The 22,833-nt window shown below is 68.7% G+C and carries 19 protein-coding genes; 5 read left to right on the top strand and 14 right to left on the bottom strand.

Annotation, left to right across the window (positions count from 1 at the left end):
* Positions 1–127 precede the first annotated feature (127 nt).
* The 3 genes from guaA to folD all read right to left on the bottom strand — a co-directional run bounded on the left by guaA (position 128) and on the right by folD (position 4,435).
* Positions 128–1,693 (bottom strand): glutamine-hydrolyzing GMP synthase, encoded by a 1,566-nt coding sequence (guaA, locus tag GGR66_RS07850; RefSeq protein WP_184447869.1) that lies wholly within the window; start codon positions 1,691–1,693, stop codon positions 128–130.
* A 127-nt stretch (positions 1,694–1,820) separates the two neighbouring features.
* Positions 1,821–3,278 (bottom strand): IMP dehydrogenase, encoded by a 1,458-nt coding sequence (gene guaB, locus GGR66_RS07845; protein WP_160963519.1) that lies wholly within the window; start codon positions 3,276–3,278, stop codon positions 1,821–1,823.
* 236 nt (positions 3,279–3,514) lie between these two features.
* Positions 3,515–4,435: a bifunctional methylenetetrahydrofolate dehydrogenase/methenyltetrahydrofolate cyclohydrolase FolD gene (folD, locus tag GGR66_RS07840; RefSeq protein WP_184447868.1), complete on the bottom strand. Its 921-nt coding sequence runs from the start codon at positions 4,433–4,435 to the stop codon at positions 3,515–3,517.
* A 51-nt stretch (positions 4,436–4,486) separates the two neighbouring features.
* Between folD and GGR66_RS07835 the strand changes: the two genes are divergently transcribed.
* Together GGR66_RS07835 and GGR66_RS07830 are read left to right on the top strand one after the other, a co-directional pair.
* Positions 4,487–4,783 (top strand): DUF1244 domain-containing protein, encoded by a 297-nt coding sequence (locus GGR66_RS07835; RefSeq protein ID WP_017913743.1) that lies wholly within the window; start codon positions 4,487–4,489, stop codon positions 4,781–4,783.
* Positions 4,784–4,785: 2 nt separating this feature from the next.
* Entirely contained in the window at positions 4,786–5,559 is a 774-nt protein-coding gene (locus GGR66_RS07830) for an alpha/beta fold hydrolase (RefSeq protein WP_184447867.1), read from the top strand.
* A gap of 104 nt (positions 5,560–5,663) precedes the next feature.
* Here GGR66_RS07830 and GGR66_RS07825 read toward each other — a convergent pair whose 3' ends face one another.
* The 11 genes from GGR66_RS07825 to ndk all read right to left on the bottom strand — a co-directional run bounded on the left by GGR66_RS07825 (position 5,664) and on the right by ndk (position 18,152).
* The gene (locus GGR66_RS07825) at positions 5,664–7,514 is read right to left on the bottom strand and encodes a monovalent cation:proton antiporter-2 (CPA2) family protein (RefSeq protein WP_184447866.1); all 1,851 of its coding nucleotides are present in this window, start codon (positions 7,512–7,514) and stop codon (positions 5,664–5,666) included.
* Between the two features lie 832 nt (positions 7,515–8,346).
* Positions 8,347–9,483: a molybdopterin-synthase adenylyltransferase MoeB gene (gene moeB / locus GGR66_RS07820; RefSeq protein WP_184447865.1), complete on the bottom strand. Its 1,137-nt coding sequence runs from the start codon at positions 9,481–9,483 to the stop codon at positions 8,347–8,349.
* Between the two features lie 51 nt (positions 9,484–9,534).
* A complete protein-coding gene (gene glp / locus GGR66_RS07815) occupies positions 9,535–10,752 on the bottom strand; it encodes a gephyrin-like molybdotransferase Glp (protein ID WP_184447864.1) in 1,218 nt (405 codons plus the stop codon).
* Positions 10,749–11,354, bottom strand: a complete 606-nt coding sequence (locus tag GGR66_RS07810) for a molybdenum cofactor guanylyltransferase (protein ID WP_184447863.1) — start codon at positions 11,352–11,354, stop codon at positions 10,749–10,751. Before GGR66_RS07810 ends, glp begins: the two co-directional genes overlap by 4 nt.
* 7 nt (positions 11,355–11,361) lie before the next feature.
* Positions 11,362–12,759 (bottom strand): ribosome biogenesis GTPase Der, encoded by a 1,398-nt coding sequence (der, locus tag GGR66_RS07805; protein ID WP_160969902.1) that lies wholly within the window; start codon positions 12,757–12,759, stop codon positions 11,362–11,364.
* Between the two features lie 18 nt (positions 12,760–12,777).
* A complete protein-coding gene (gene bamB / locus GGR66_RS07800) occupies positions 12,778–14,136 on the bottom strand; it encodes an outer membrane protein assembly factor BamB (RefSeq protein WP_184448106.1) in 1,359 nt (452 codons plus the stop codon).
* Complete coding sequence (locus tag GGR66_RS07795; protein WP_160969906.1) at positions 14,133–14,771, bottom strand: tetratricopeptide repeat protein; 639 nt, start codon at positions 14,769–14,771, stop codon at positions 14,133–14,135. The genes bamB and GGR66_RS07795 overlap by 4 nt, the downstream gene beginning before the upstream one ends.
* Before the next feature lie 64 nt (positions 14,772–14,835).
* Positions 14,836–15,708 carry a RodZ domain-containing protein gene (locus GGR66_RS07790; protein WP_184447862.1) on the bottom strand — a complete coding sequence of 291 codons (873 nt, stop codon included), beginning with the start codon at positions 15,706–15,708 and terminating at the stop codon, positions 14,836–14,838.
* On the bottom strand, positions 15,705–16,496 hold the full coding sequence (gene pilW / locus GGR66_RS07785) for a type IV pilus biogenesis/stability protein PilW (RefSeq protein WP_184448105.1): 792 nt from the start codon (positions 16,494–16,496) through the stop codon (positions 15,705–15,707). Before pilW ends, GGR66_RS07790 begins: the two co-directional genes overlap by 4 nt.
* A 13-nt stretch (positions 16,497–16,509) precedes the next feature.
* The gene (gene rlmN, locus GGR66_RS07780) at positions 16,510–17,691 is read right to left on the bottom strand and encodes a 23S rRNA (adenine(2503)-C(2))-methyltransferase RlmN (protein WP_040901919.1); all 1,182 of its coding nucleotides are present in this window, start codon (positions 17,689–17,691) and stop codon (positions 16,510–16,512) included.
* A gap of 35 nt (positions 17,692–17,726) precedes the next feature.
* Positions 17,727–18,152 carry a nucleoside-diphosphate kinase gene (gene ndk, locus GGR66_RS07775; protein WP_002812972.1) on the bottom strand — a complete coding sequence of 142 codons (426 nt, stop codon included), beginning with the start codon at positions 18,150–18,152 and terminating at the stop codon, positions 17,727–17,729.
* Between the two features lie 214 nt (positions 18,153–18,366).
* On the opposite strand from ndk, the gene GGR66_RS07770 reads away from it, so the two are divergent.
* From GGR66_RS07770 to GGR66_RS07760, 3 genes are all read left to right on the top strand, one after another.
* Entirely contained in the window at positions 18,367–18,999 is a 633-nt protein-coding gene (locus GGR66_RS07770) for a TetR family transcriptional regulator (protein WP_184447861.1), read from the top strand.
* A gap of 34 nt (positions 19,000–19,033) precedes the next feature.
* Positions 19,034–21,406, top strand: coding sequence for a 3-hydroxyacyl-CoA dehydrogenase/enoyl-CoA hydratase family protein (locus GGR66_RS07765; protein ID WP_184447860.1), 2,373 nt, complete (start codon positions 19,034–19,036; stop codon positions 21,404–21,406).
* A 165-nt stretch (positions 21,407–21,571) separates the two neighbouring features.
* Positions 21,572–22,777 carry an acetyl-CoA C-acyltransferase gene (locus GGR66_RS07760; protein WP_017913732.1) on the top strand — a complete coding sequence of 402 codons (1,206 nt, stop codon included), beginning with the start codon at positions 21,572–21,574 and terminating at the stop codon, positions 22,775–22,777.
* Positions 22,778–22,833 lie beyond the last annotated feature (56 nt).

Genomic DNA, 22,833 nt, shown 5'->3' with positions numbered 1-22,833 from the left:
CTCATGGTATCAGTATTTATTTTATGATCCGCCTCTCAACATGCCATGAAAAACACCATTGACAATGCGGGAGACATAGTTATTGAGAATATTATTCTTCAATTAATCAATGACTTATAAATCAACCTCACTCCCACTCGATCGTCGCCGGCGGCTTGCCGCTGATGTCGTAGACCACGCGAGAGACGCCGCGCAGTTCGTTGATGATGCGATTGCTCACCGTGCCGAGGAAGTCGTACGGCAGGTGCGCCCAGTGCGCGGTCATGAAGTCGATGGTCTCCACCGCACGCAGGGCGATCACCCACTCGTAGGCGCGGGCGTCGCCGACCACGCCGACCGACTTCACAGGCAGGAACACGGCGAAGGCCTGGCTGGTCTTGTCGTACAGGTCGGCCTTGCGCAGTTCGTCGATGAAGATGGCATCGGCCTTGGCCAGCAGTTCGGCGTACTCGCGCTTCACTTCGCCGAGGATGCGCACGCCCAGGCCGGGGCCGGGGAACGGATGGCGGTAGACCATGCTGCGCGGCAGGCCGAGTTCCACGCCCAGGCGCCGCACTTCGTCCTTGAACAGTTCGCGCAGCGGCTCGACCAGGCCCAGCTTCATGTGCTCGGGCAGGCCGCCGACGTTGTGGTGGCTCTTGATGACGTGGGCCTTGCCGGTCTTGCTGCCGGCCGACTCGATCACGTCCGGATAGATGGTGCCCTGCGCCAGCCACTTGGCGTTGCGGAGCTTGTTCGACTCTTCGTCGAAGATCTCCACGAACAGGTTGCCGATGATCTTGCGCTTGGCTTCCGGATCACTGACGCCAGCCAGCGCGGTGAAGTAGCGGTCCGCTGCGTTGACACGGATCACCTTGACGCCCATGTGCTCGGCGAACATCGCCATCACCTGGTCGCCTTCCTGCCAGCGCAGCAGGCCGGTGTCGACGAACACGCAGGTCAGCTTGTCGCCGATCGCCTTGTGCAGCAGCGCGGCGACCACCGACGAATCCACGCCGCCGGACAGGCCGAGGATCACCTCGTCGTCGCCGACCTGGGCGCGCACGCGGGCGATCTGGTCGTCGATGATGTTGGCCGCGGTCCACAGCGTGGCGCAGCCGCACACGTCGACCACGAAGCGGCGCAGCAAGGTCTGGCCCTGCAGGGTGTGGGTGACTTCCGGATGGAACTGCACGCCGTACCAGCGCTTGGCCTCGTTGGCCATGGCCGCGACCGGGATGCGGTCGGTGACGGCGGTGATGGTGAAGCCCGGCGGCACCTGCGACACGTGGTCGCCATGGCTCATCCACACATTCAAACGCGACGCGCCTGCGTGATCGGTCAGCCCGGAGAACAGCGCATCGGCAGCGACCACCTCGACTTCGGCGTGGCCGAACTCGCGCTGGTCCGCCGCTTCGGTGGCGCCGCCGAGCTGCGCGGCCAGGGTCTGCATGCCGTAGCAGATGCCGAAGATCGGCAGGCCGCTGTCGAACACTTCCTGCGGCGCGGCCGGCGCGCCCGGCAGCGTGGTCGATTCCGGGCCGCCGGAGAGGATGATGCCCTTGGCGCCGAAGCCGGCAATCTCGGCCGGATCGTGGTCCCACGCCCAGATCTCGCAATACACGCCGAGTTCGCGGATGCGCCGCGCGATCAACTGCGTGTACTGCGCACCGAAATCGAGGATGAGGATCTTGTCGCTGTGGATGTTGGTCATCTGGGGCCGGGATTCGGGATTCGGGAGTTGGGATTCGCAACAGCGGGGGGCCGCGCTGCGCACGGCCGGTGGAGACGCGGCGGGCGACGAATCCCCAATCGCGAATCCCCAATCCCGCGCATGGGCATCAGCCCATGCGGTAGTTCGGCGGTTCCTTGGTGATCTGCACGTCGTGGACGTGGCTCTCGCGCTGGCCGGCACCGGTGATGGTGACGAACTTGGGCTTGGTGCGCATGTCCTCGATGGTGGCGCAGCCCACGTAGCCCATGGTCGCGCGCAGGCCGCCGATCAGTTGGTGGATGATGCCGCTGAGCGGGCCGCGGTACGGCACGCGGCCTTCGATGCCCTCCGGCACCAGCTTGTCGGCGTCGGAGGCGTCCTGGAAGTAACGGTCCTTGCTGCCCTTCTCCATCGCGCCCAGGCTGCCCATGCCGCGGTAGCTCTTGTAGCTGCGGCCCTGGAACAGTTCGACTTCGCCCGGGGCTTCCTCGGTGCCGGCGAACAGGCCACCGACCATCACCGTGGAGGCGCCGGCGACCAGCGCCTTGCCGATGTCGCCGGAATAGCGGATGCCGCCGTCGGCGATCAGCGGGATGCGGTCCTGCAGCGCCTCGGCGACCATATCGATCGCGGTGATCTGCGGCACGCCGACGCCGGCAACCACGCGCGTGGTGCAGATCGAGCCCGGACCCACGCCGACCTTGACCGCATCGGCGCCGGCGTCCATCAGCGCCAGGGCGGCGTCGCCGGTGACGATGTTGCCGCCGATCACCTGCAACTGCGGGTAGGTCTTCTTGACCCAGGCCACGCGCTCGATCACGCCCTGCGAATGGCCGTGCGCGGTGTCGACGATCACCACGTCCACGCCGGCCGCGGCCAGCAGTTCGATGCGCTGTTCGGTATCGCCACCGACACCGACCGCGGCGCCGACTAGCAGCCGCGTGGCGGCGTCCTTGGCGGCGTTGGGGTTGTCGGTCTTCTTCTGGATGTCCTTGACCGTGATCAGGCCGCGCAGCTCGAAGCCGTCGTTGACCACCAGGATCTTCTCGATGCGGTGGCGGTGCAGCAGCTGCAGTACTTCCTCGTCGCTGGCGCCTTCGCGCACGGTGACCAGGCGATCCTTCTTGGTCATGATGTGGCGGACCGGATCGTCGAGCTTCTTCTCGAAGCGCATGTCGCGGCTGGTGACAATGCCGACCAGCTCGCTGCCGTCCACCACCGGCACACCGGAGATGTTGCGGGCGCGGGTGAGTTTGAGCACCTCGCCGATGGTGGTCTCCGGACCGACCGTGAACGGCTCGGTGATGACGCCGGCCTCGAACTTCTTGACCTTGGCCACTTCGGCGGCCTGCTGCGCCGGGGTCAGGTTCTTGTGGATGATGCCGATGCCGCCGAGCTGGGCCATGGCCACCGCCAGGCGGTGCTCGGTGACCGTGTCCATCGCGGCCGAGAGGATCGGCAGTTTCAGGCGCAGGTCGCGGGTCAGCCGGGTTTCCAGGCTGACGTCCTTGGGCAGGACGGTCGAATGGGCGGGGACGAGCGAAACGTCGTCGTAGGTGAGAGCTTCAGCCTGGATGCGGAGCATCGGCGGACCCGAGTGTGGGGAAGCGCGGCATTTTAACGCATTGGGGCGGGGATTGGGGAGTCGGGATTGGGATTCGTCAAGGCAGCGCCTCGCGCGGCCGCGCCGTTTGCCGGGCTGTCAGACGACCGATTCGATAGCCTGCCGATACCGGATGCACCCCGGATGGCCCGTGCCCGTGCTTCTGCCGTTGCTTGAACGAATCCCCAATCCCCACTCCCCAATCCCGCGCACTGCCTTCAACGAATCCCCAATCCCGAATCCCGAATCCCGGCCGCATCAGCGGCCTCGGCGGCCTCGATCGTGTTCTGCATCAGCGTGGCCACGGTCATCGGCCCGACCCCGCCCGGCACCGGGGTGATCCAGCTGGCGCGCTGCGCCGCCGCGTCGAAGCCGACGTCGCCGACCAAGCGGCCATCGTCCAGGCGGTTGATGCCGACGTCGATCACCACCGCACCCGGCTTGACCCACTCGCCCGGGACCAGCCCCGGCCGCCCCACCGCCACCACCAGGATGTCGGCGTCGCGCACCCGTGCCTGCAGCACCTCCGGCGGGGTGAACTTGTGGCAGCAGCTGACCGTGCAGCCGGCGATCAGCAGTTCCAGCGCCATCGGCCGGCCGACGTGGTTGCTGACGCCGACGATGGTGGCATTGCGCCCGCGCACCGGCTGGTCGGTGTGCGCCAGCAGGGTGACGATGCCGCGCGGCGTGCATGGGCGCAGGCCGAATTCGCGCAGCGCCAGGTGGCCGACGTTCTCCGGATGGAAGCCGTCCACATCCTTGCGCGGATCGATGCGGTGGATCAGCCGGCTGGCATCGGGAATGCCCGGCAGCGGCAATTGCACCAGGATGCCGTGGATCTTGGGGTCGGCATTGAGCCGGTCGATCAGCGCCAGCAGTTCGGCTTCGCTGGTACCGGCCGGCAGGTCGTAGTCGAACGCCTCGATGCCGACCTTCTCGGCCGCACGGCGCTTGTTGCGCACGTACACCGCGGACGCCGGGTCGCCGCCCACCAGCACCACCGCCAGCCCGGGCCGCGGCTGCCCGGCCGCCAGTCGCGCGTCGACCCGTGCCTTGAGCTCGTCGAGCAGGTCTTCGGCGATGCGGCGCCCGTCGAGGATGCGGGCCGGGACGGAGGAGACGGGCGCGGAATCGGTCATCGGGGCGGGCGGGTGTAGAGTCGGGGGATGTCCATTGTCCCCGATTCCGCCATGACCGACACCACCCGCATCGAGGCCGCCGCCTTCCGCCGCCTGCTGCAGCACCTCAATCAGGACCGTCCCGACGTGCAGAACATCGACCTGATGATCCTGGCCGGGTTCTGCCGCAACTGCCTGGCCGACTGGTACCGCGAGGCGGCGGCCGCCGAAGGCGAAGACTTGAGCAAGGAGCAGGCGCGCGAGCGCGTCTACGGCATGCCGTTCGCCGACTGGAAGGCGCAGCACCAGGCCGAGGCCACACCGGAGCAACTGGCCGCCTTCGCCGAGGCGCAGCGCAAGCACGGCTAGTGATGCTGCGCTACGCCGCCATTGCCCTCGCCATCCTCGCCATCGCCTATCTGAGCGTCTGCGCCCTGCTCTACCGGGGCCAGCGCGACCTGCTGTATTTCCCGCAGGGCACGCGGGTGGCGCCGGCGCAGACCGACTTCGCGCTGCGACGCGGTGCGGACGTACAGGTGCGCGGCTGGCAGGTCACTCCCGGCCGCGACAAGGTGCTGCTGTACTTCGGCGGCAATGCCGAGGACCTGCGTTCGGCACGCGCGCAGTTGCAGGCCGCCCTGCCCGGCCACAGCCTCTACCTGCTCGCGTATCGCGGCTACGGCGCCAGCGATGGCACACCCAGCGAGACCGCACTGGTCGGCGACGCCTTGGCGCTGTACGACCATGTGCGCGCCGCGCAGCCGCAGGCACAGATCGCGGTGCTCGGGCGCAGCCTGGGCAGCGGCGTGGCCAGCCAGCTGGCGGCGCGCCGCGCGGTGTCGCGGCTGGCGCTGGTGACGCCGTTCGACAGCCTGGTCTCGGCGGCACAGGCGCACTATCCGTGGGTCCCGGTGCGCTGGCTGCTGCGCGATCGCTACGACTCGGCCACCGCCTTGCGCGGCTATCGTGGCCCGCTGCTGGTGCTGCGTGCCGGCCACGACCAGGTGGTGCCGCCGGCCAGCACCGATGCGCTGCTCAAGGCCCTGCCGCAGCGCCCGACCGTGGTCGCCTTCGCGCAGGCCGACCATAACGACATCAGCGACGATCCTGGCTACGTGCAGGCGCTGCAGGCGTTCTTGCGCTGAGACTGGGCGCCTGTCGTAGGAGCGGCTTTAGCCGCGACCAGGCGTTCCCGGGAAGGCACTGTCGCGGCTGAAGCCGCTCCTACAACTCCCGCTAACGATGGCGGCTAAGTGCCGTCGCGCTCCTGCACAGGTTCGGTCACCGGCACGCCTTCCGGATTCAGCGTGCGGCTCTCGCGCCGCGGCGGCGTGAACGGGGTGGGCGTCGGCACCACCGGGGTGATGTTGCCGTACATCAGGCCTCTGCCGGCACGCACGTCGCCGGCGGCGACCTCCAGTTCCAGTCGCTCGGCATCGCGGCGGCGGATCTCGCGGGCGATGGAGCGCGCCTCGCTCTCGTCCATACCCAGTTCGACCAGCGCGGCCTGGCCGAACTCGACCGCCGATTCGAAGGTCTCGCGAATGTGATAGTCGACGCCGGCGGCGATCAATTCCAGCGCATGCTCGCGGTCGTAGGAGCGCACCAGCAGCTTGGCGTGCGGAAACTCATGCGTGGCCAGCTCGACGATGCGGTTGGCCGCCTCGCGGTTGTCGACGCACACCGCGATGGCGCGGGCGCTGTGCGCGCCGGACGCGTGCAGCACGTCCAGGCGCGTGCCGTCGCCGTAGTAGATCTTGAAGCCGAACTTGGCCGCGCTCTGGATCATCTCGATGTCGTTGTCGATGATGGTCACGTCCACGTCGCGTGCCAGCAGCGACTGGCTGGCGACCTGGCCGAAGCGGCCGAAACCGATGATCAACACGCTGCCGGTGAGGCCGTCGGCCGCGTCCACGCCTTCCATGGAGGGCACTTCCACCGGCGCCCAGCGCCGGTACAGCAGCACGAACAACGGGGTCAGCGCCATCGACAGCACCACGATGGCGGTCAGGTTGGCGTTGATCTGCGCATCGATGACGCCGGCGCCGCTGGCGGCGGCAAACAGCACGAAGGCGAACTCGCCGCCCTGCGCCATCAGCACGCCACGATCCAGCGCCTGCGCGTGGCCGCTGCCGGTGAGCCGCGCGACCAGGTAGATGCACGCGGCCTTGGCGGCCATGAAGGCGAGCACGCCGCTGAGGATCAGCGTCCAGTTGGCCGCCACCACCGCCAGGTTCAGCGCCATGCCGACACCGAGGAAGAACAGCCCCAGCAGGATGCCGCGGAACGGTTCGATGTCGGCTTCGATCTGGTGACGGAAGGTCGATTCGGACAGCAGCACGCCGGCCAGGAACGCACCCATCGCCATCGACAGCCCGCCGAGTTGCATCAGCAGCGCCGCGCCCAGCACCACCAGCAAGGCCGCCGCGGTCATCACCTCGCGCGCCTTGGCCGCGGCCAGCAGCCGGAACAGCGGGTTCAGCAGCCAGCGCCCGGCCGCCAGCAGGCCGACGATCGCCGCGGCGCCGACACCGATGCCGATCCAGCGCGACGGCGCCGAGGCATCCGCCGGCACCGGCGCCATCCACGCCACCACCGCCAGCAGCGGCACGATCAACAGGTCTTCGAACAGCAGGATCGCGACGATCTTCTGCCCGGCCGGCAAGGCGATGTCGCCGCGCTCGCCGAGCAACTGCATCACCACCGCGGTGGAGGTCAGCACGAAGCCGGAAGCGGCGATGAAGGCCACCGGCAGCGGAAAGCCGAAGGCCAGACCGACGCCGGTCAGCACGCTCGCGCAGACGATGATCTGCGCGGTGCCCAGACCGAAGATCTGCTTGCGCAGGCTCCACAGGTGCGAGGGCCGCATTTCCAGGCCGATCACGAACAGGAACATGACCACGCCCAGTTCGGCGACGTGCAGGATCGCCTGCGGATCGGAAAACCAGCCCAGGCCGAACGGCCCGATCGCAAGACCGGCAGCAAGATAGCCGAGCACCGAGCCCAGGCCAAGCCGGCGGAACACGGGAACCGCCACCACGGCCGCGCCGAGCAGCGCCACCACCTTGATCAATTCGCTGCTGTCGGCTGGACTTGTCATGCGCTGATTCTACGCACACCGCCGGAGCATCCCTATGGAGCGGGATGCGACATGAGACGCGGCGCACTGCGTGCTTCGCGCACCACGCGTCGCCTGAGACATGCAGGCGGTCGATTGCCGGCCAATGTCGATCGTGCGATCAACGCGCAGAGCACACCTTCCTTTTCCCACCAGGAACCTGTTTCCCTTCTCCCACCGGGAGAAGGTGTCCCTAAGGGGCGGATGAGGGTGCGGGTGCCGCCGCGCACAGCGACACCTACTGCAGGCTGGCACCACGAGTGCGCTTCGCGCCGTACCCTCACCCCAACCCCTCTCCCGGGGGAGAGGGGCTTAAGCGTGCGCGACACTGCTTCAACCATCGAGACCCACTCCCCTTCTCCCCACCGGGAGAAGGTGCCCCGAAGGGGCGGATGAGGGTACGGGCGCCGCCGCGCACAGCTACACCTACTGCAGGCTGGCACCACGAGTGCGCTTCGCGCCGTACCCTCACCCCAACCCCTCTCCCGGGGGAGAGGGGCTTAAAGCGTGCACGGCACTGCTTCAGCCACCGAGACCCGCGTCCCTTCTCCCACCGGGAGAAGGTGCCCCGAAGGGGCGGATGAGGGTACGGGTGCCGTCACGCACAGCGATAGCTACTGCAGGCTGGCACCACGAGTGCGCTTCGCGCCGTACCCTCACCCCAACCCCTCTCCCGGGGGGAGAGGGGCTTAAAGCGTGCACGGCACTGCTTCAGCCACCGAGACCTCGCTTCCCTTCTCCCACCGGGAGAAGGTGCCCCGCAGGGGCGGATGAGGGTCCGGGTGCCGCCGCGAACAGCGACACCTAGTGGCAGCTAATCCTCAGCACCACAGAACTGCGCGTAGTCGATATAGCCAGGAAACGGCCGCTCCGGCGCACACAGCGGACACTGCGGATCGGCAGATAGGCGGGTTTCGCGGAAGCGCATCGCCAGTGCGTCGAAGTGCAGCAGGCGACCGCGCAGCGGCTCGCCGATCTCGAGCAACAGCTTCAAGACCTCGTTGGCCTGCAGCAGGCCGACGATGCCGGGCAGCACCCCGAGGACGCCGGCGTCGGCGCAGTTCGGCGCGAATTCCGGCGGCGGCGGCTCCGGGAACAGGCAGCGGTAGCATGGGGCCTGGCCGCGCCGGCGGCCGGCGTCGAACACGCTGACCTGGCCCTCGAAACGCTGCACCGCGCCGTACACCAGCGGCTTGCCCAGCTTCACGCAGGCATCGTTGAGCAGGTAACGCGCAGGGAAATTGTCCGAACCGTCCAGCACCACGTCCACGTCCTGCAGCAGCCGCTCGACGTTGTCCGCGGTGACCCGCTCGCGCACCGCCTCCACCCGCACGCCCGGGTTCAACGCGCCCAGGCTCGCAGCGGCCGAGTCCACCTTGGCCTGGCCGATCCGCGCATCGCCATGCAGGATCTGCCGCTGCAGGTTGCTGCGCTCGACCACGTCGTCGTCGGCGATGCGCAACTGCCCCACCCCGGCCGCAGCCAGATAGAAACCGGCCGGCGACCCCAGGCCGCCGGCACCGACCAGCAGCACGCGCGCGGCCTGCAGCCGGCGCTGGCCCTCGACCCCGACTTCGGGCAGGCGCAGATGCCGCGAATAGCGGTCGAAGAAGTCTTCCTGCTCCGGCGCCAGCGGCGGCCGCTGCAGCGACAAGCCCTCGCGCTGCCAGCGCGTCGTACCGCCCAGCACCGAGGCGACCTGCGTGTAGCCGGCCTGCTCCAGGAACACCGCGGTGTCGTGCGAGCGCTTGCCGCTCTGGCAGATCAGCAGCACCTCGGTGTCGGCGCCAAGATAGGCGGCCGGGTCGGCCTGCAACTGCGCGCGCGCCACGCCCTGCGCGCCCTCGGCCATGCCGGTGGCGCGCTCGTGCTCCTCGCGAATGTCGATCAAGCGCGCGCCCTGCGCCTGCCGCGCCTGCGCCTGTGCGGGGGTCAGTTCTCGAATGCCCATGCGCGCATTATCGGCGCAAACCGGGCGCGCGTCCGCCGTCCGCGGCGCAGTTCAGTACGGCACCACCTCGACCACGTCGCCGGCCTGGAACTGGCGCGCGCCCTCCTCCAGCCGCAGCAGCACGTCGCTGTCGGCGGCGCCGCGCAGGCGATGCGAGCCGTCCGCGGGATTCGGTTCCGCCCACAGCTGGCCCCGCGCATCGCAGCGCATGCGCCCACGCAGGAACTCCAGCCGGTCGTGGCGCTTGTCCCAGCCGGCCGCCAGCCGTGCGCGCCAGGTCCGGTGCGGCTCGCTGCGACGCTGCAGGGCATCCAGCAACGGTCGCCCGATCGCCAGGAAGGTCGCCAGCACCGACACCGGATTGCCCGGCAGGCCCAGGAACAGGGCGCGATCCCACTCGCCGAACAGCAGCGGCATGCCCGGGCGCATGCGCACCTTCCAGAACAGGATGCGGCCATGCTCGGCCAGCAGCCGCGGCAGGTAGTCCTTCTCGCCGGCAGAGACGCCGCCGCAGGTCAGCACCACGTCGAATGCCGAGGCCGCATCGGCGAGCATGGCCTGGATGCGCTGCGGATCGTCCGGCAGGGTCGGCCAGGCGGTCGGCGCCAGGCCGAGCAGGCGCAGTTGCGCCATCAACATGTCGCGGTTGCTGTTGTAGATCTGCCCCGGCTGCAACGGCATGCCCGGCTCGACCAGTTCGTCGCCGGTGGCGAATACCGCCACGGTCGGCCGCGCCGCCACCGTCAGCTGGTCCATGCCCAAGGCCGCCGCCAGGCCGATGCGCGAGGGCGTCAGCAGCATGCCGGCCTCGAGCACGCGCTCGCCGGCACGCACGTCCTCGCCGCGCGCCCGCACGTGCGCGCCGGCGGCGATCTCGGCCGGGACCTGCACCACGCCATCGTGCTCGTGCACGTTCTCCTTGATCACCACCGTATCCGCCCCGGCCGGCAGTGGCGCGCCGGTGGTGATGCGCAGGCATTCGCCGGTCGCGAGCGCCTGCTGCCGATCGGCGCCGGCGAACTGCTCGCCGGCCAGGCGCAAGTCGGTCGGCGCCCCAGGGGCCAGGTCGGCATGGCGCAGCGCGAAACCGTCCATCGCGCTGTTGGCGAACGGCGGCAGGTCGATCGGCGCATCCAGCGGTTCCAGCAGGATGCGGCCATCGGCGCGCGACGCCGCCAGGCGCTCGCTGTTGACGGGACGGGCACGCGCAGCGGCAGCGACGATCGCCAACGCGTCGGTGTAGGCGATCCGGGAGGGATAGTCGGTCATGGTGGCGGCAGGATACCCGCTGCGGCCAGGTCCTGCGGCGTGTTCAGGTTGCCCAGCACGATCTCCGGCAGCGCCACCGGCCCCATCCGCAGGCGCTGCTGCAATGCCCGCGGCGCGTAGCGGGCGGCCGCCAGCGCCTCCTCCAGCGCCGGGCGCAGCGCGGACAACCGGTACAGCGCCACCAGCGGCTGCGCGCCGTCGGCATCCTCGACCCAGGCACCGTCGCACTCCTCAGCGGCTGCGGCCAGCTTTGCGAGCAGATCCGGCGGCAACACGCACAGGTCGACCGGCACAGTCAGCAACCAGGGCGTGGCACAGGCGGCGGCGAGTGCATCCAGCCCGGCGATCGGCCCCAGCGAACGCTCCGCCCCGGCCGGCGCCGCGACGCGGTCCGGCACGGCCTTCAATCCAATGGCGGCGTAGCGCGGCAAGCTGCGGTTGGCGCTGACCAGCACCGCAGACACCCGCGGCGCCAGCGCCTGTACCAGCCACTCCACCTGCGCCTGCCCGCCGCGTTGCAGCCAGGCCTTGTCGTATCCGCCCAGGCGCTGCGCGCGGCCACCGGCGAGAATGCCGAGGGTGATTGCGCGCTGCGGGTCCATCGTGCGGCTACTTGCCGCGGACGTGCTTCATCAAACGCCGCTTCTTGGCGATCTGGCGCTCGGTCAGCACGTTCTTCTTGCCTTCGTAAGGGTTGGCGCCTTCGCGGAACATGAAGCGCACCGGCGTGCCGACCAGCTTGAAGCGCTTGCGGAAGAAATTTTCCAGGTAGCGCTTGTACGATTCTGGCAGCACCTTCAGGCGCGTGCCGTGGACGATGAAGGTCGGCGGATTGCTGCCGCCCGGATGCACGTAGCGCAGCTTGGAGACGTGTCCGCGGATGCTCGGCGGCGGATTGCTCTCGTAGGCGATTTCCAGCGCCTGGTTGACTTCGCTGGTGCTGAACTCGCGCACCGCCGAGGCGTGTGCGCGATGGATCGCCTGGAACAGCTCGCGCATGCCCGAGCCATGCTTGGCGGAAATACGCACCGCCTCGGCCCAGGCCACGAAGCCGAGCTTGCGCGACAGCAGATCTTCGGCCTGCGCGCGCTGGTAGTCGCTCTGCCCGTCCCACTTGTTGATCGCCACCACCAGGGCGCGGCCGGCATCGAGGATCGCGCCGAGCACGGTCGCGTCCTGGTCGGTCACGCCTTCGCCGGCATCGAGCATCAGCACCGCCACCTGGCACTGCTCGATCGCCTGCAGCGTCTTGAACGCGCTGAACTTCTCCACCGCCTCCTCGACGCGGCCGCGGCGACGCAGGCCGGCGGTGTCGATCAGCCGGTACAGGCGGCCGTCGCGCTCCAGGTCCACCGCGATCGAGTCGCGGGTGGTGCCCGGAACCTCGGAAGCGATCATGCGCTCCTCGCCCAGCAGGCGATTGACCAGGGTCGACTTGCCGACGTTCGGGCGACCGACGAAGGCGATGCGCATGCGCGCCGGATCGGTGTCCAGGGTTTCGCCGGCGCCCTCTTCCGGCAACCGCTCCAGGACTTCCTCGAGCAGGTCGTCGATGCCATGGCGGTGCGCTGCGGAAACCGCGATGGCGTCGCCCAGGCCGTAGCGCGCGAACTCGGCACGCACCTGGTCCTCGTCGGTACCGTCGATCTTGTTGATCAGCAGCAGGGTCGGCCGCGCCAGCTTGCGCAACCAGGCCAGGATCTCGTCGTCGAGCGAGGACGAGCCCTCGCGGCCGTCGACCACGAACAGGATCAGATCGGCCTCGCCGGCCGCGGCGCGCGCCTGCTCGGCGGTGGCGCCGGCCAGGCCTTCCTCTTCGCCGGAGATACCGCCGGTATCGACGATCACGAACGGGGTTTCCGGCTGCAGCCGGCAGACCCCGTAGTGGCGATCGCGGGTGACGCCGGGCTGGTCGTGGACCAGCGCGTCACGGCTGCGCGTCAGCGCGTTGAACAGCGTGGACTTGCCGACATTCGGCCGTCCAACCAGGGCGACCAGCGGCAGCATCGCGACATCCTTCTCTTGTTATTGACCCAACCGGAACGCGGTCAGGTCGCCTTTCGTGTTCTGCATCAGCAGAATTCCGTCCGCGACCACCGGCTGCGCCACCAGCGGCTGGCGCCCGACCCGCTCGCGCGCAGCGAACTCGCCGTTATCGAGCCGGAGCCAGTGCAGATAGCCCTTGTAGTCGCCGACCACGGCGTAGTCGCCCTGGATCGCCACGCCGGTCAGCGAACGGCGCGCCAGCGCCGGCTGCGACCACATCGCCGATCCGGAGGCCTTGTCCAGCGCCCACACGGTGCCGGCGTTGTCGGCCACCACCACGTTGCCGGAGCTCACGCCGACTCCGCCGGCGCCGCCATGATCGCGGCTCCATAGCGGACGGCCGCTCGGACCTTCCAGTGCCACGGTCTGGTTCTTGAAGCTGGTCGCGAACAGCGTGGTGCCGTCGAGCACCGGGGCGCCGTCGACGTCGGCCATGCGCTCCAGCTCGGTACGGCCTTCCGGCGCACCGATGGTCTGCTCCCACAGCACGCGGCCGTCCTGCATCGCCAGCGCGGCCAGGGTGCCGTCGTCGTTGCCGATGAACAGCACGCCCGGACCCGCCACCACCGGCGCGTTGCCGCGCACGGTCAGGCTCGGCAATTCCTGCGCGTTGAACCAGCGCTGCTGGCCGGTGGCGGCATCGAAAGCCGTGGTGCGGCCGTCGTTGCTGCGCACGAACACCGTGTTCTGCGCGATCACCGGTGCGGCGATCACTTCGTTGGGCACCTTGGCGCGCCACTTCTCGGTGCCGCTGGCGGCATCGAGTGCGATCACCTCGCCATCCAGCGCACCGACGACCACCAGGCCATCGCCCACGCCGGGGCCGCCGGCGAAGCGCGGCAGCGGACGCTTCTTCTCAAGCCGCTTGCGCTCCTTGGCCTGCTGCTTCTCGTTGCGCAGGCGCTGCTTGTAGGCGGCGCGCTCGTCCTTGGTCAGGTTCTTGCCGGACTCGCTCTCGACCTGGCTCTTCGGCTGGTCCTCGACCTGCGCCAGCTTCTGCTTGCGCGCCTGCTTGGCGTCGTATTCCCAGATGGTCTTGCCGGTCTGCAAATCCAGCGCGTAGACCGTGCCGGAGGTCGCGGCCGCATACACCTTGCCGTCGGCCACCACCGGGTGCTGGCGCACGCCGATGCGGCGCTCGCCCTTGCCGGCGTCGGTGGACCACAGCTTCACCACCTTCACCGACGGGGTGAACTTCACCAGTTCGGCCGGCTCGGCGGCCTTCTTGGCAGCCGCATCCTTGCCGGCGAACCAGCCCTTGACCGTGGTGCAGCCCGACAACGCCAGACCCAGCAGGGCCACGGTGGCGACACGCTTGAACATGACTACCTTCATCAGATCGGCTCCGCGGCATTCGGCACGCTGCCGCCCGCATCCATCAATTTCGTTTCGACCACGCGCCGCTGCGGCGAGGCCACGTCCAGGCTGGTCAGCGCTTTGGCGTACGCGTCACGCGCCGCGTCGCGCTTGCCCTGCGCGATCAGCGCATCGCCGCGAATTTCCAGGCCCTGCGAATCGGTGGCCGAAGCCACCAGCGGCAGCGCGTCCTGCGGCTTGCCGCCGGAAATCAGCAGCCGCGCCACGCGATGGTCGACCATCACCTTCATTTCGCCGTCGGTCTTGAGCCCGCGCAGCGTGGTCAACGCGGCATCGGACTTGCCGGCATCGACCTGCGCCTTGGCCAGGCGCAGCGCGGCCAGTTCGGCGTAGATGTTGGTCGACCCCTGCTGCAGCTCGGCCATGTCCTTGGCGGCCTTGTCCAGCTGATTGGCCTGGATGCTCTTGAGCACCGCTTCGTAGCGGGCATTGGCCTGGGCCAGATCGCTGGAGCGCTGCTTGGTCCACCATTGCCAGCCGATGATCGCGCCGAGGCCCAGGACGATGCCGCCGATCAGGCCGGCGCCGTTCTTCCTGAGCCAAGTGCGGACGCGTTCGCTTTGTTCGTGCTCGTCGAGCAGGTCGTCAATCGCCATGCGTACTCTCGCCCCGCCGCTGCGACGGGACATGAAATGTTGAAGATGAGGAACCGCGCCGCCGTCACTCGGAGGCGGGCACCACGGAACCGTCAGAGGATACCGCAAAGCGCGCCACGTTCGCGCGCCTGAACGGGGTCAGATCCACCGTACTCCCGGCATGCTGAACCTGGACCGCGGAGGCATTGCCCAGCACCACGCGCCCGACCTGGCCCGGCGCATAGGTGCGGGTCTCGCCCGCCCTCAGCAGCGCCTTCTCCACGGGCGTGCCGTCGGGCGCGAGGATCTGCACCCAGCTGTCGCCCTGGAACGACAGGCTCAGGCTGTTCTTTTCCGGCTCCGCCGCCGGGCGCGGCATCGGCGTCAGCGAGGCGATGTACGGCGCAGCGCTCGGCGCCGGCCGTGCGGCCACCGGCGCGGCCGGCGCCGTCGACGCGGCGCCATTGGCCGGCGCCGCCGGCGCGGCCGCGGTATTGCCCGGCGCGCCCGGCACCACGTCCAGCGACGCGGTGCTGGGGCCATTGTCGTCGGCGAAGTGGCTGCGGGTGGCGTACCAGACCGGCACCGCCAGTCCGGCGGTGATCACCACGTACACCATGCGCCGCGTGGCGCTCTCGAGCATGCGCCGCAGCGGCGGCGTATGCGTGTGGCTGATCAATTCGACCGGCTGCACCGGCGCGATCTGCGCGGTCTGCAGCAGCGGCTCAAGATCGACACCGAGCAGGCGCGCATAGCTGCGCAGCTGCCCGCGGACGAACACCGGCGCGCCGAGGCGCTGCCACTGCTCCGACTCGAGTGCCTGCACCACATGCAGCGGCATGCGCAGTCGGCTGCCGACGTCGTCGATGCTCAGGCCCGCCGCTTCGCGCGCTTCGCGGAGCTGTTGCCCGCAGCCTTTGGCGCCATCGAAAGCGTTCGGATTGGAATCACTGATCACAATGCACTAGCCCCGGGTGTCGTGGTCGCGGCGTCGGGAAACTCCTTGCGCAACCGCTGTTGGTAACGGCCGGCGGCAGCCTTGTCGCCCAGCCTTTGCTCAATCTGAATAGCAAGTTGTAACACGGAAGCGGTGGCAGGCGCAGCCGCCAGACGCCGCTCGGAGAAGGCGCGCGCCTCGAAAAAGCGCCCTTGCGCGACCTGGTTGCGCGCCATCGCCTCGAGTGCGAACGCGTTGTCCGGATCCAGGTCCAGCGCCTTGCGCAGATCGCGTTCGCCGCGCTCGCGCTGGCCGACCTGCAGCGCGCAGCCGCCGGCGTTGGCCAGTGCCGAGGCCGGGGTGGCGTAGTCCTGGAGCGCAAGCGCGCGGTCGAACCAGGCCAGCGATTCGGCCGGCGAACCGTTCGCGCACAGCCAGGCGCCGTAGTTGTTCAAGGTCGCACCGTCGGTCGGCGCCAGTTCGGCGGCCTTGCGGTAGTACCCGCCGGCGGTCGTGGCGTCGCCGCGGCGATCGGCGACCACCGCCAGCACGGTCAGCGCATCCACCGAGTTCGGATCCAGCGCCAGCGCCTTGCGCGCGTGCGTCTGCGCCGCGTCCAGGTCGTTGGAGGCCAGCCCGTTGGCGGCCAGGCCCAGTTGCTCCTGCAAGGCCACGCGCGACTTCACCGCACGGTTGTCGCGGAACGAGTAATTCGGCTGCACCTGCTCGGCAGTGCGCACCGTGCCGGTCTTGGCGGCGATCCAGTTGCAGCCCGGCAAGGCCAGCACTGCAATCGCCACCACCGCGATGGAATGCCCTTGGCTAAGCCGCCGCATCCCGATCCGCCCGCGTCTGCAATTCGCGCTTGAACTCGGCCTGGCGGCGGGTGCGGTCCATGACCTGCCCCTTGAGCTGCCCGCAGGCCGCATCGATGTCGTCGCCGCGCGTGCGCCGCACCATGGTCAGCACCTGCGCGTCCAGCAGGATCTTCTGGAACGCGCGGATCTCCGTCTCGCCGGAGCGCTCGTAGCGCGTGCCCGGAAACGGATTGAACGGAATCAGGTTGACCTTGCCGGCGTTCGACGCCTGCACCGCGTTGTCGAACTGGCGCATCAGCCGCGCCAATTGCCGCGCATGCTCCGGCTGATCGTTGATCCCCTTCATCAGGGTGTACTCGAAGGTCACCGACTCGCGGCGCTTGTTGGCGCGCAGATAACGTGCGCAGGCCGCCATCAGCTCGGCGATCGGGTACTTCTTGTTGAGCGGGACCAGGGTCTCGCGCAGCGCGTCGTTGGGCGCGTGCAGCGACACCGCCAGCGACACGTCGCTTTCGCTGGACAGCCGGTCGATCTGCGGCACCAGGCCCGAGGTGGACAGGGTCACGCGCTTGTTGGCCAGGCCATAGCCCAGGTCGTCGCGCATCACGCTCATCGCGCGCACGACGTTGTCGAAATTCATCAGCGGCTCGCCCATGCCCATCATCACCACGTTGGTGAGGCGGCGCATCTGGTGCGGCACGTTGCCCAGATGCCGCGCCGCCACCCATACCTGGCCGATGATCTCGGCGGTGGACAGGTTGCGGTTGAAGCCCTGGGTGGCGGTGGAGCAGAACGTGCAGTTGAGGCCGCAACCGACCTGCGAGGACACGCACAGCGTGCCGCGGGTCTTGTCGGGGATGTACACGGTCTCGATCGCGTTCTTGCCGTCCACGCCCATCGCCAGCAACCACTTGTGGGTGCCATCGGCGGAGGGCTTGTCGAACACGATGTTGGGGACGACGACCTCGGCATGCTGCTGCAGCTTGGCGCGCAGCGCCTTGCCGAGGTCGGTCATCTGGTCGAAATCGGTGACGTAGCGGTGATGGATCCACTTCATCACCTGGTGGGCACGGTAGCGCGCTTCGCCGAGGGTCTCGGCGAAGAAACGCTCCAGCCCCTCGCGATCGAGGTCGAGCAGATTCTGCTTGGCCGCCGCGCCGGTCCGCACGGGATCGGCGATGGCCAAGGGAGGATGGACGACCTCGTTCACGACGACCTCGCTTAGCGCGAAACCACTTCGGTGGCGGCGAAGAAATACGCCACTTCGTTGGCGGCGTTCTCGACCGAATCCGAGCCGTGCGCGGCGTTGGCGTCGATCGAATCGGCGAAGTCGGCGCGGATGGTGCCCGGCGCGGCGTCCTTCGGATTGGTGGCGCCCAGCAGGTCGCGGTGCGCGGCCACGGCGTTCTCGCCTTCCAGCGCCTGGATCATCACCGGGCCGGAGATCATGAACTCGACCAGCGCGTTGAAGAACGGACGCTCGCGGTGCACGGCGTAGAAGCCCTCGGCCTCGCGGCGCGACAGCTGCTTGTACTTGGCAGCCACGACCTTCAGGCCCGCCTTCTCGAAGCGCGAGTAGATTTCGCCGATGACGTTCTTGGCGACGGCGTCGGGCTTGATGATGGACAGGGTGCGCTCCAGCGCCATGGGAAGTTCTCCGTTGGGCGGGCCACTGAAGGCCCGAGGTTAACATGAAAAAAACCCGCGTCAAAACGCGGGCTTAGCCAGAATTGCGATGGACAATTCTATCCAATCGGCGCCGGCTTTGCACGGCCAGGCTGAATCGTGCTGCAAAGCAGCATGACGCGCCTGCCGCCCAGGCCTAGACTCAAACAATCGTTTGATTGATTCTGGCGGCCGCATGGCAAAGCAAGCGCACTTTTCGACCAAGGACCGCATCCTCAGCGCGGCCGAGGAACTGTTCGCGCAGCACGGCTTTTCCGGCACCTCGCTGCGCCAGGTCACCAGCCAGGCCGACGTCAATATCGCCGCGGTGAACTACCACTTCGGGTCCAAGGAAAACCTGGTCAACGAGGTGTTCCGGCGGCGCATGGACGAAATGACCGCCGCGCGCATGGCGCAGCTGGAGGCCGCGCAGCGGCAGCATCCCGGCCAGCTCGGCCCGGTGCTGGCGGCCTTCGTCGAGCCGGCCCTGGCGATGGCCCAGGATCGGCAGAGCGGCGGCGCCTTCGTGCGGGTGATCGCCCGCGCCTACGCCGAGAACAACGACAGCCTGCGCCAGTTCCTGTCCGACCACTACGGCCACGTGCTGCGCGAGTTCGGCAAGGCCATCGCCGCCTGCGTGCCCGGGCTGAGCAAGCAGGAACTGTACTGGCGCCTGGATTTCCTTGCCGGCGCCCTGACCTACGCCATGGCCGACTTCGGCCTGATCAAGCGTCCCGCCGGCGTCAGCGAGGGTGCCCACCGCGCCCACGCCGCCCGCGAACTCATCCGTTTCGCCGAAGCCGGCTTTCTCGCCCACTCGGCTCCCTGATCCCGCAAACGTTGACCCACAGAGGCTGATCGCTATGTCCAATCCCCTGCTCGTCCGCCGTGCCGCCGTCCTGGGCGCGGGCGTGATGGGTGCGCAGATCGCTGCGCACCTGACCAACGCCGGCGTCGACACCGTGCTGTTCGACCTCCCCGCCAAGGAAGGCCCCGCCGATGGCGTGGTGCTCAAGGCGATCGCCAACCTGACCAAGCTCAGCCCGGCGCCGCTGGCCAGCCCTGCCCTGGCCGAGGCCATCACACCGGCCAACTACGACTCCGGCCTGGAGCAGCTGCGCGGCTGCGACCTGATCATCGAAGCCATCGCCGAGCGCATGGACTGGAAACAGGACCTGTACAAGAAGATCGCGCCGTTCGTGGCCGATCATGCGGTGCTGGCCTCCAACACCTCCGGCCTGGGCATCAACGCCCTGTCCGACGTGCTGCCGGAGCAGCTGCGCCACCGCTTCTGCGGCGTGCACTTCTTCAACCCGCCGCGCTACATGCACCTGGCCGAGCTGATCCCGGCCAAGCACACCGAACCGGCGGTGCTGGAAGGCCTGGAAAGCTTCCTGGTCACCACCCTGGGCAAGGGCGTGGTCTACGCCAAGGACACCCCGAACTTCATCGGCAACCGCATCGGCGTGTTCTCGATCCTGTCGACCATCCACCACACCGAGCAGTTCGGCCTGGGCTTCGACGAGGTCGACGGCCTCACCGGCCCGCTGGTCGGCCGGCCGAAGTCGGCGACCTACCGCACCTCCGACGTGGTCGGCCTGGACACCATGGCGCACGTCATCAAGACCATGGGCGACACCCTGCCGAACGACCCGTGGCATGCCTTCTTCAAGGCGCCCAAGTGGCTGGAAGCGCTGATCGGCAAGGGCGCGCTGGGCCAGAAGACCGGCGCCGGCATCTTCCGCAAGGTCGGCAAGGACATCGTGGTGCTGGACCTGCAGAAGCAGGATTACCGCCCGGCCGACCGCGCCGCCGCGCCCGAAGTGGTCGAGATCCTGAAGATCAAGAACCCGGCCGAGAAGTTCGCCAAGCTGCGCGAGAGCCAGCATCCGCAGGCGCAGTTCCTGTGGGCGACCTTCCGCGACCTGTTCCACTACAGCGCCTACCACCTGGCCGACATCGCCGAGACCGCGCGCGACGTGGACCTGGCGATCCGCTGGGGCTACGGCTGGGCGCTGGGTCCGTTCGAGACCTGGCAGGCCGCGGGCTGGAAGCAGGTCGCGCAGTGGATCGCCGACGACATCGCCGCCGGCAAGAGCATGAGCAGCGCGCCGCTGCCGAACTGGGTGTTCGATGGCCGCGACGGCGTGCACGCCGCCGAAGGCTCGTACAGCCCGGCGCGCGACGCCAAGCTGCCGCGCTCGGCGCTGCCGGTCTACAAGCGCCAGCGCTTCCCCGATCCGCTGCTCGGCGAGAAGTTCGCGCGGGGCGAGACCGTGTTCGAGAACGACGGCCTGCGCATGTGGCACGACGGCGACGACATCGCCGTGGTCAGCTTCAAGACCAAGATGAACACCGTCTCCGACCAGGTGCTGGACGGCCTGCAGGAAGCGGTGGGCCGCGCCGAGAAGGACTTCAAGGGCCTGGTGCTGTGGCAGCACAAGGAGCCCTTCTCCGCCGGTGCCGACCTGGCCGGCGCGCTGGGCCTGCTGCAGGCCGGCAAGGTCGACGCGTTCGAGGCGATGGTCGCCAACTTCCAGGCCACCAGCCAGCGCATCAAGTACTCGCTGGCCCCCGTGGTCGCAGCGGTGCGTGGGCTGGCGCTGGGCGGCGGCTGCGAGTTCCAGATGCACAGCGCCAAGACCGTGGCCGCGCTGGAGAGCTACATCGGCCTGGTCGAGGCCGGCGTGGGCCTGCTGCCGGCCGGCGGCGGCCTCAAGGAGATCGCGGTGCGCGCGGCGCAGGCCGCGGGTCCGGGCGGCGACGTGTTCGCCGAACTAAAGAAGACCTTCGAAACCGTGGCCATGGCCAAGGTCTCGACCTCGGCGGTCAACGCCAAGGAACTGGGCCTGCTGCGCGGCACCGACAAGGTGGTGTTCAACAGCTACGAGTCGCTGTACATCGCCAAGGCCGAGGCGCGTGCCCTGGCCGAGGGCGGCTACCGCCCGCCGCTGCCGGCCCGACGCATCCAGGTCGCCGGCGACGTCGGCATCGCCACCTTCAAGATGCTGCTGGTCAACATGCTGGAAGGCCGCTTCATCAGCGAGTACGACTACGAGATCGCCACCCGCATCGCCACCGTGCTGTGCGGCGGCGAGGTCGACCGCGGCGCGCTGGTGGACGAGGAATGGCTGCTCAAGCTCGAGCGCAAGCACTTCGTCGAACTGGCCCAGCAGGAAAAGACCCAGGCGCGCATCGGGCACATGCTCAAGACGGGTAAGCCGTTGAGGAACTGAGATTCGGGAGTCGGGATTGGGGATTCGTTACGGCGGATTCCCAATTCCTGATACCACCCTCGCCTCCCACCATTTATCAGCCGGGCAAAAAGCATTCGACGCCGGGATCCGCTCTGACGAATCCCCAATCCCGAATCCCCATTCCCGGCTTTCGGAGAAAGCCAAATGAGCAAACAGATCCAGGAAGCCTACATCGTCGCCGCCACTCGCACCCCGGTCGGCAAGGCGCCCAAGGGCATGTTCCGCAACACCCGTCCCGACGACATGCTGGCGCACGTGCTGCGTGCGGTGGTGGCGCAGGCGCCGGGCATCGACACCTCGCGCATCGACGACGCGATTATCGGCTGCGCGATGCCCGAGGGCGAGCAAGGCATGAACGTGGCGCGCATCGGCGTGCTGCTGGCCGGGCTGCCGAACTCGGTGGCCGGGCAGACCATCAACCGCTTCTGCTCCTCGGGCATCCAGGCGGTGGCGCTGGCCGCCGACCAGATCCGCCTGGGCAACGCCGACCTGATGCTGGCCGGCGGCACCGAATCGATGTCGATGGTGCCGATGATGGGCAACAAGGTCGCGCTGTCGCCGAGCGTGTTCGCCGACGACCACGTGGCCATCGCCTACGGCATGGGCATCACCGCCGAGAAGGTGGCCGAGGAGTGGAAGGTGTCGCGCGAGGACCAGGATGCGTTCGCCCTCGCCTCGCACCAGAAGGCCATCGCCGCTATCGCCGCCGGCGAGTTCCGCGACGAGATCAGTCCCTACGAGATCCTCTCGCACCAGCCCGACCTGGCCGGCAACGTCATCGCCCTGCGCAAGAAGCTGGTCGACACCGACGAAGGCCCGCGCCCCGACAGCTCGATCGAAGGCCTGGCCAAGCTGCGCCCGGTGTTCCGCAACGGCCAGTTCGGCGGCAGCGTCACCGCCGGCAATTCCTCGCAGATGAGCGATGGCGCCGGTGCGGTGCTACTGGCCTCCGAGCAGGCGATCAAGGACTACGGGCTGACCCCGCTGGCCCGCTTCGTCAGCTTCTCCGTCGCCGGCGTGCGCCCGGAAGTGATGGGCATCGGCCCGATCGAGGCGATTCCGAAGGCGCTCAAGCAGGCCGGCCTGAGCAAGGACCAGCTGGACTGGATCGAGCTCAACGAAGCCTTCGCCGCGCAGTCGCTGGCGGTGATCCGCGACAGCGGCCTGGATCCGTCCAAGGTCAACCCGCTGGGCGGCGCCATCGCCCTGGGCCATCCGCTCGGGGCCACCGGCGCGATCCGCACCGCCACCCTGGTGCACGGCCTGCGCCGGCACAAGCAGAAGTACGGCATGGTCACCATGTGCATCGGCACCGGCATGGGCGCCGCGGGGATCATCGAGGCGCTGTAAGCGCGCCACCTGGGCTCTTAGCCCCTCTCCCCCCGGCAGAGGGGTTGGGGCGAGTG

The sequence above is a fragment of the Xanthomonas sp. 3498 genome, assembly GCF_014199795.1.
Lineage (GTDB): Bacteria > Pseudomonadota > Gammaproteobacteria > Xanthomonadales > Xanthomonadaceae > Xanthomonas_A > Xanthomonas_A rydalmerensis.
The sequence above is the reverse complement of the archived record's forward strand: the minus strand, read 5'-3'. Positions and strand labels throughout refer to the sequence as shown.

Bases quoted from the DNA above. Each gene is read 5' to 3' on its own strand.
- glp (WP_184447864.1), bottom strand. From the start codon at position 10,752: ATGACCGACTATCCCTCCCGGATCGCCTACACCGACGCGTTGGCGATC.
- der (WP_160969902.1), bottom strand. From the start codon at position 12,759: ATGCTGCCGCTGGTCGCCCTGGTTGGACGGCCGAATGTCGGCAAGTCC.
- GGR66_RS07795 (WP_160969906.1), bottom strand. From the start codon at position 14,771: ATGGCGATTGACGACCTGCTCGACGAGCACGAACAAAGCGAACGCGTC.
- ndk (WP_002812972.1), bottom strand. From the start codon at position 18,152: ATGGCGCTGGAGCGCACCCTGTCCATCATCAAGCCCGACGCCGTCGCC.
- GGR66_RS07825 (WP_184447866.1), bottom strand. From the start codon at position 7,514: ATGACAAGTCCAGCCGACAGCAGCGAATTGATCAAGGTGGTGGCGCTG.
- GGR66_RS07765 (WP_184447860.1), top strand. From the start codon at position 19,034: ATGTCCAATCCCCTGCTCGTCCGCCGTGCCGCCGTCCTGGGCGCGGGC.
- GGR66_RS07810 (WP_184447863.1), bottom strand. From the start codon at position 11,354: ATGGACCCGCAGCGCGCAATCACCCTCGGCATTCTCGCCGGTGGCCGC.
- guaA (WP_184447869.1), bottom strand. From the start codon at position 1,693: ATGACCAACATCCACAGCGACAAGATCCTCATCCTCGATTTCGGTGCG.
- guaB (WP_160963519.1), bottom strand. From the start codon at position 3,278: ATGCTCCGCATCCAGGCTGAAGCTCTCACCTACGACGACGTTTCGCTC.
- GGR66_RS07830 (WP_184447867.1), top strand. From the start codon at position 4,786: ATGCTGCGCTACGCCGCCATTGCCCTCGCCATCCTCGCCATCGCCTAT.
- GGR66_RS07770 (WP_184447861.1), top strand. From the start codon at position 18,367: ATGGCAAAGCAAGCGCACTTTTCGACCAAGGACCGCATCCTCAGCGCG.
- GGR66_RS07760 (WP_017913732.1), top strand. From the start codon at position 21,572: ATGAGCAAACAGATCCAGGAAGCCTACATCGTCGCCGCCACTCGCACC.
- moeB (WP_184447865.1), bottom strand. From the start codon at position 9,483: ATGGGCATTCGAGAACTGACCCCCGCACAGGCGCAGGCGCGGCAGGCG.
- GGR66_RS07835 (WP_017913743.1), top strand. From the start codon at position 4,487: ATGACCGACACCACCCGCATCGAGGCCGCCGCCTTCCGCCGCCTGCTG.
- folD (WP_184447868.1), bottom strand. From the start codon at position 4,435: ATGACCGATTCCGCGCCCGTCTCCTCCGTCCCGGCCCGCATCCTCGAC.